Source organism: Hymenobacter telluris (assembly GCF_017313265.1).
Classification (GTDB): Bacteria; Bacteroidota; Bacteroidia; order Cytophagales; family Hymenobacteraceae; genus Hymenobacter; species Hymenobacter telluris.
This window is the reverse complement of the sequence record NZ_JAFLQZ010000038.1, coordinates 1-6,805: the sequence shown is the minus strand read 5'-3', so window position 1 is coordinate 6,805 and position 6,805 is coordinate 1. Positions and strand designations below refer to the sequence as shown.

Here is a 6,805-nt window from a genome sequence, read left to right as displayed (position 1 = left end):
CATGAAGAAGCTTGCCAAGCCGTTTCGGTGCCTTCACCTAAGCCGGCCCTCGCTACGCCGGAGGAAGCTACCGAAACGTTCCTTCATGTGCCAGCAACTGGCTTTACCTACGCCATCGGCCAGCCGGTACAGCCTGCTCCCGCTACACAGGCGGGCAAAGTAATTTGGCGCGGACAAGTAAAGGAGCGGCACCCACGCACAGGCCTGTTTTATCGGGTCAATGTATACCGGCTCGACAATGGATATTGGGACTGTTACTATGAGGCAGAGTTGCAGGTGGCATAAGCAGCTAGCTTACACCGGTTGTTAGGCTGAAGTGGTATAGATGAAGTATACAGAAACAGAGCGCACAGTTTCTGAGCCAGAGGCGCGGATGTTGCCAACCGCTTAAAAGCGGTACACAACAGCGTTGATATTCATGCCAGCACCAACCGATGCCAGCACGACATGGTCGCCGGGTTCCACGTGATGCCCGTCGAGCTGGTCCTTCAATAACAAGTCCACTAACGTAGGCACGGTAGCAACAGAGCTATTGCCGAGCCAGGAAATAGTCATGGGCATGAGCGCAGGGTTGGGGTGGGATTCGCCATAGAGCTGAAAAAGCCGTTCCAGGATGGCCACGTCCATTTTCTCATTGGCCTGATGAATCAACACTTTCCGGATCTGCGTGAGTGGCACCTGCGCCTTTTCCAGGGCTGTTTTCACTACGGCGGGCACGTGCTGTAAGGCAAACTCATAAAGCTTGCGGCCCTCCATTTTCATAAACCGGTCTGCCGCGCTGTAAGCTGGGTTATACGACTTATCCATCTGCAACAAGCCCGCATACTGGTAGGCGTGCGTTTGGGTATGATGAGCGAGAATGCCAGCGGTACCCTCGTGGCGGGCTTCCAACACCACAGCACCACTGCCGTCGCTGAAGAGTAGCGTGTCCCGGTCGTGCGGGTCAACCACGCGCGACAAGGTTTCGGTGCCAATTACGAGGCACCGTTTCGCGTCGCCGGAGCGAATATAATAGTTGGCTTGAATGAGGGCTTCCACCCATCCTGGGCAGCCAAACGCCATATCGTAAGCCACACAATTGGGATTTTGAATGGCTAAGCGCGCTTTAATCCGGGAGGCTAGGGAAGGAACCTGGTCTACCCGATTACTACCGTGGCGTACATCGCCAAAGTTTTGAGCCACAATCAGGTAATCCAAGGTTTCGGCGTCGATGCCGGCGCTGCTCAGTGCCTGCTGCGCCGCTAACACCCCTAAATCGGACGCTGTTTGCTCGGGCCGTGCATAGCGCCGCGCCGCAATACCGGTGATAGCACGAAATCGGTCGAGCAGAAGGGCCGGCTCCTGCTCGATAGCTGCGCCTTCTTTCGTGAAAAAGCGGGCGGACAAGAAATCTTCATTATGAAGTACCCCTTCCGGAATGCAGCTGCCAGTTGCCGCAATAACAGATCGAATCATGAACTAACAAACTGGGAAAGGGCTGCCGACCGAGGCCTGCTCGAAAAAACCAAGAGGCGCACTGTTGAGGTAAACGCAACTTAATCGGGACGTAGGCAGGGGCCGCTAGGAAGCGGTGAAAGAAAATCTTGGGCAAGATACGGTTTCCGTTCCTGAGGTTGCGCCCTTTCAGCCTCAGCTATTCGCAAGAGCCCTCTGGATTAAGCCCATTACGCAAGCGGCGCGCTTTTACCAAACCACTCAGCTACACCCACATAACAAAGCTGAGTGGGAAGACCGGCTAGCTTTTACTCCAACAAACTAATTTCACTGTAATCAATAGCCTGCAACAGGCCTATGCGTTGGTGAATAGCCTGTTTGAGATTATCCACTGCCAGCTGCGGGGAAGCACCCACGCCGTACGCGGGCTGTATGCCCAGTGCCTCTGGGTCAAGTAGCGTTGCCTCGAAAGAATCTGCCTTGCCTTTGCCGTCGTTGTAGATCTGGATCATAATGCAAAGTAGGCAGCACCGCATACAGTACCTATCAGTAGTGGGCCAATCATTCGTTGATGTTCCGGCAAACCCAGTGCTTAGCCAACATCAGCGCCTTGGGGTAACAACTTCTTGCACATACACTTGCCCCGCTGCCGTAACCAAATACGACACTTGGTAAGGTCTCCTAACATCGGTGGAATCCTTGACTTGGAAACTGTGCACTACCACTATGCTCCCCGCAAGGTCTGCCTTTTGTTCGGTGTTTGCATAAAGGCTCGTTTGAAACTCCCCCGGCTGGTAGATCATTCTTCTAGCTGACGCACGCTTTTCAATGTCGGCGCGTACCGCCTGCTTTGCCTTCTCTTCCTCCAACTTGCTTGGCACCTGCGCCCAGGCTCCGAATGATGGCAACAGCACGAAGAGTAGCAATAAGTTTTTCATACGGCCGACAAGAGTAGCAAAAGCCCGACCAAACTTTAACCGGAGTTCATTCCGTAACTGTTAATCAGGCCGCCTGAGCATTATAGGCAGGTTTGCGCCGGCAACCGGCAGGTGCTGCTCTGCCGGTTTCCATAAGTACGGTTGCGGCTCCCGACGCAGATAAGTACTCTAGCTCGGGCTGGCTTATTCTTGTCTGAACGACTCTCCTTGCAAACCTTCTCTCTGGTTGGCGTAGAACCATACCCCATAGGCACGGAAGCCTCGCTAATTTGCCGACTTTTGCCGGCTCTTTCCTACGTTACCTATTACACACCTTATGGAGCCTGCCCCCACCAACCGCCAACGAGCCGAACGCGGCCAGGAGTCGGCCCTGATGGGCATCATCGCCAACGTGGCTTTGGTGCTTGGCAAAGGCACGGCGGGGATTCTAGGCCATTCCTACGCTTTGGTGGCCGATGCCATTGAATCCGGCACCGACATCATCAGCTCGTTCATTGTGTGGCTGGGCTTGCGCACCGCAGCCCGTGAGCCCGACGAGAATCACCCCTACGGCCACGGCAAAGCCGAGCCACTGGCTGCCCTGGTTGTGGCCGGGGCGTTGCTGGTTGCGGCGGGCTACATTGCTTATGAGAGTATTCTGCGGATACAAACGCCTCACCAGTTGCCGGCCACTTTCACGCTGGGCGTGCTGGCCGTAATTATTTTTCTTAAAGAGTATTTATATCGGCGCGTACTGCGCATTGGCCAAGAAGTGGACAGCGCCGCCGTACGCGCCGATGCCTGGCACCACCGGGCCGATGCTATTACCTCCTGCACGGCCTTTGTCGGCATTAGTATTGCCCTGCTAGGCGGACCAGGCTACGAGAGTGCCGACGACTGGGCCGCATTGGTGGCGTGCGGCTTCATCGTTTATAACGCCTACCATATTTTCCGGCCAGCCTTTGGCGAGATTATGGATGAAGCCCCCGAAGGCACCTGGACGCAGGATATTCGCGCCTTGGCCGAAAGCGTACCGGGTGTGCTGGCCACTGAAAAATGCTTTGTGCGCAAAATGGGGTTCGAATACTTCGCCGACCTGCATATCATCGTCGACGGTAATATTAGCGTGCGTACCGGCCACGATATAGCCCACCACGTGAAGGCGGTTATTATGCAGGCGAAACCGGCGGTTTATAATGTACTGGTTCATGTGGAACCAGCTGAATAGCCTATCAGGCCAGAGTGCTATTTGGATTGCACGCCGCATGGTTAGGCGTACCTGTAGCCGCCTTTTCTAGCTTCCGAGTACCAGTTGAAAATCATGAGGCTGCATTTGTAACAGGCTTGCTACATCTTACGAACGTCACCACCCAAACCCACTCATTTCGTGCCCAAGCTGTTGGGTAGATAGAATCGAGCAGGGCCTGAAAGGCGGTAAGCGGGGTGCTATACCACTTAAATTGGCTGGGGCTTTCTGCGTCTGGTTCTACCCCACCCCACTGCATGTGGCCTTCTATTTCCGCCCCACGTACCCCTTCTGCCAAGGCATCCGCCTCCGTCATGCACTGCACCTGCTCGGCCCGGATGCTGCGTATTTCCAAAATGAGTGCCGGGTCTTCTAGTACTTGCAGCCGCTCCCCCGGTTGGCCAAATGGGCACGGAATAGGCGGCAGCCCACACATGGCATCGGTGCGCAAGTCATTAAACACTGCTCCTTCTCTTTCTAGCCGAGCATAGCGGTAGCGTTCTGGTTGTTGCTGGAGAGGTAAGTCCGGCGAGAACCGGCGGCGGGTCACCGTCTTACGGCCAGCCTGTACTGCGGCTACCAGGGCTGGGGTGAAAGAAATAACGCGCATACGTTCCGCACAACTGCTTAGGCTAGCACAATCCGCTTGCCTGGTCGCTCAGCTTCATAATCTTGAATTACTTGCCGCAGAATACCCATATCCTTCGGGCAGGACTGGTCAAACTTTTGCCAGTTGATGAGCACCAGTTGATCGGGCAGTTCAACAATGGCAATAATACAATCAAAGAAAGCATCCCAACTCGGGCCGTACCACTCGGGAAAGCCTAGCTGGTTTTTGAATAGCGTGTGTAAGGCTGCTTTAGTAGTTATGCCGCTCAAGTCTAGGGTCATGCGGCAAAGTAGAAAGAACCCAAGGAATTCAGCATATTGCCTTATTACTTTTAGATCAAGGGAGAGTAAATGGGCGCCCCCCTGCGTGTGCTGACCTACCGGCATTAGTGAGGCAGCAGTATTTTTGCCGTTATGAAGCCGCCCCTCTTCCACCTTGGCCAGCAGGTTATCTGTACCAACGATGACTTTACGCTACTACTCGTACAAAATCCCAACATCCAAACGCCCAAGCGCGGCCCCATCTACACCGTGCGTGGCATGTACGATACGCACCGCGGCTACGGGATTACGTTGGTTGAAATCAACAACACCGACGTAGCGCCCGGCTTCCCGGAAGCCAACTTCCATGAATCCCGCTTCGCTCCCGTTCCACCACTGGAGGCAATTGATATTGCCGAAGCTGTGGAGGAAAGCATAACCGTGTAGACTATAGCAACGCTCATCCCAGTAGTAGCCTCAGTTAGCTGAAAAGTCCTTTTGTAGAAAGGCTTTTCAGCTAACTGAGGCTGCTTTTTTTCGGTAGCTGTGCGCGAAGAATAACCTAGCGGGTAATTTGGACCCAGCCTTTGTAGGTGCGCTTGGAGTTGTTGACGTCGGCAAACTCCACCTCGGCCTGGTAGTAGTACATGCCCTCGACCACCGACGGCGCCCCGCTGCCCTCGGTACGGCTGCCCCCGCCCGGCCAGTTGATGAGCGGGTCGGCGCTGCTCTCGTAGATCTTCACGCCCCAGCGGTTGAAGACCGTGAAGTGCGTGCGCCGCAGCGGGGTGAAGGCCTTGGGCCGGAACGTGTCGTTCTTGCCGTCGCCGTTGGGCGTGAAGATGTTGGGCAGCAAAAACAACTGGCAGTCGTCCTTGCATTCCACGTTGCTGCGCGCACTCAACGTGCCGCTCGAGTCCACGGCCTGCACGGCGTAGCAGCCCGCCTCCTGGCGCAGGTCGCGGTGGGCGTAGCTGGTCTGCGAGCCCGGCACCCGCACCAGGAAGCGCAACGAGTCCTGGCTGTTGGGGGCGTAGTAGATGTTGTAGAACTGAATGGCGCGGCTGCAATCGGCGGGCGTGGTGCCCAGCGTCCAGCGCAACTGATTGGTGTAGACGGCCCCGCTCACCGGCGTGGCCGGCAGCTCGAATAGGCGGCTGGCCAGGCTGTCGCAGTTGGGGCGGGTGAGCGTGAGCACCGGCGCGCACGGGATGTTGCGCACGGCAATACATTGCTGCTGGCTCTTGTTGATCAGGTTGCTGGGCAGCTTGTCGGCATTGTAGGTGCCGGTGGTTTCCACGTAGTAGCAGTAAGTGGCCCCCTTCTGCAACCGTTGCGTGGCCGTGCCTTCGTCGCGGTAGCTGCCGCCGGTGGCCGTGCCCGTCACGGTGGCAATGGCCACAAACGGGTCGGTGGGCAGCGGATTCGGGCCTTTGCGGTAGATGGTGGTGGGCCGCAACGTGTTGTTCCACGGCACGGTGTACGTCCACGTCAGGGCAATGGCGTTGAGGGCGGGCGTCGTCGTAGACGGCAGGGCCGTACCTTCCAGGCGCACGCTCGAAGCGGCCGTCGCCGTTTCCTGTACCTGGTTCTGGCTCAGGAACTCCACCCGGTAGCTGTACGACCGGTTCTGCGTGTCCAGCGTCAGGTCCTGGTCCACGTAGGTCGTGTCGTTGGTGGTGGTCGTGACGGCAATGGTGGCAATGGGCGTGAACGGGCCCGTGGTGGTTTGGCCCACGGCCCGCGAGAGGCGGAACTGCTGCGGGTCGGCGAAGGGCGGCGTGCTCTTGGGCTTGGTCCAGGCCACGGTGATCTGCCCGCTGCTGGGGGCCGTGCGGTCTACCGTGACCTGGCGCATGAGCAGGGCCCGCCCGGCAAAGTTGACGCACTCCTCGTTGGAGGCAATGCTCTGGCCGCCGGCCGGCAGCGGGAACTCCACGTAGATGCGGTAGCAGTACTGCTTGCCCCGCTCCAGGCCCACCCCGCCGTTGTCGTCGGTGTAGGTGGTAATGTCGGTGGTGCCCGTGTACGGCAACGAGGCAATCTGCACAAAGCCGCTGCTGGCCGGAATGCCCGTCTGGCACGGCCCGGGACTGAAGCCCGACGGGCCCTCCTTACGGAAGACGCGAATCTGCGCGCCCGGTTTGCGGCACACATAACTGTTCCATTCCAGAAGAGCCGTGCGTAAGGGAGTCGTGCCCGCTCGTACGCGCAAATTCTGCGGCGCCGGCCCAATGACGCGGATGCTCCAGGTGCGCAAGTCGGTCAGGGGCACGGGGTTGGTGCCGGTGGGCTGGTCCTCGGCGTTGAAGACCACCAGCTTGGGCTGCACCCCGAT

Annotated in this window: 9 protein-coding genes; 3 read left to right on the top strand and 6 right to left on the bottom strand. The window is 57.4% G+C overall.

The window, feature by feature from the left end:
- Positions 1–285: hypothetical protein (locus J0X19_RS24585; protein WP_206987068.1), on the top strand; the 285-nt coding region annotated here is incomplete at its 5' end.
- 102 nt (positions 286–387) lie between these two features.
- Here J0X19_RS24585 and J0X19_RS24580 read toward each other — a convergent pair.
- The 3 genes from J0X19_RS24580 to J0X19_RS24570 all read right to left on the bottom strand — a co-directional run bounded on the left by J0X19_RS24580 (position 388) and on the right by J0X19_RS24570 (position 2,372).
- A complete protein-coding gene (locus tag J0X19_RS24580) occupies positions 388–1,455 on the bottom strand; it encodes a 3-oxoacyl-ACP synthase III family protein (RefSeq protein ID WP_206987067.1) in 1,068 nt (355 codons plus the stop codon).
- Between the two features lie 287 nt (positions 1,456–1,742).
- On the bottom strand, positions 1,743–1,946 hold the full coding sequence (locus tag J0X19_RS24575; RefSeq protein WP_206987066.1) for a hypothetical protein: 204 nt from the start codon (positions 1,944–1,946) through the stop codon (positions 1,743–1,745).
- A 90-nt stretch (positions 1,947–2,036) separates the two neighbouring features.
- Positions 2,037–2,372, bottom strand: a complete 336-nt coding sequence (locus J0X19_RS24570; protein WP_206987065.1) for a hypothetical protein — start codon at positions 2,370–2,372, stop codon at positions 2,037–2,039.
- A 316-nt stretch (positions 2,373–2,688) separates the two neighbouring features.
- Between J0X19_RS24570 and J0X19_RS24565 the strand changes: the two genes are divergently transcribed.
- The gene (locus J0X19_RS24565; RefSeq protein ID WP_206987064.1) at positions 2,689–3,579 is read left to right on the top strand and encodes a cation diffusion facilitator family transporter; all 891 of its coding nucleotides are present in this window, start codon (positions 2,689–2,691) and stop codon (positions 3,577–3,579) included.
- A 91-nt stretch (positions 3,580–3,670) separates the two neighbouring features.
- Here J0X19_RS24565 and J0X19_RS24560 read toward each other — a convergent pair whose 3' ends face one another.
- Together J0X19_RS24560 and J0X19_RS24555 are read right to left on the bottom strand one after the other, a co-directional pair.
- Positions 3,671–4,207, bottom strand: coding sequence for a hypothetical protein (locus J0X19_RS24560; protein ID WP_206987063.1), 537 nt, complete (start codon positions 4,205–4,207; stop codon positions 3,671–3,673).
- 17 nt (positions 4,208–4,224) lie between these two features.
- The gene (locus tag J0X19_RS24555; protein ID WP_206987062.1) at positions 4,225–4,488 is read right to left on the bottom strand and encodes a barstar family protein; all 264 of its coding nucleotides are present in this window, start codon (positions 4,486–4,488) and stop codon (positions 4,225–4,227) included.
- Between the two features lie 132 nt (positions 4,489–4,620).
- Here J0X19_RS24555 and J0X19_RS24550 point away from each other — a divergent pair, with 132 nt between their 5' ends.
- On the top strand, positions 4,621–4,914 hold the full coding sequence (locus J0X19_RS24550) for a hypothetical protein (RefSeq protein WP_206987061.1): 294 nt from the start codon (positions 4,621–4,623) through the stop codon (positions 4,912–4,914).
- 115 nt (positions 4,915–5,029) lie between these two features.
- Here the strand turns inward: J0X19_RS24550 and J0X19_RS24545 are convergent.
- Positions 5,030–6,805: T9SS type B sorting domain-containing protein (locus tag J0X19_RS24545; RefSeq protein ID WP_206987060.1), on the bottom strand; the 1,776-nt coding region annotated here is incomplete at its 5' end.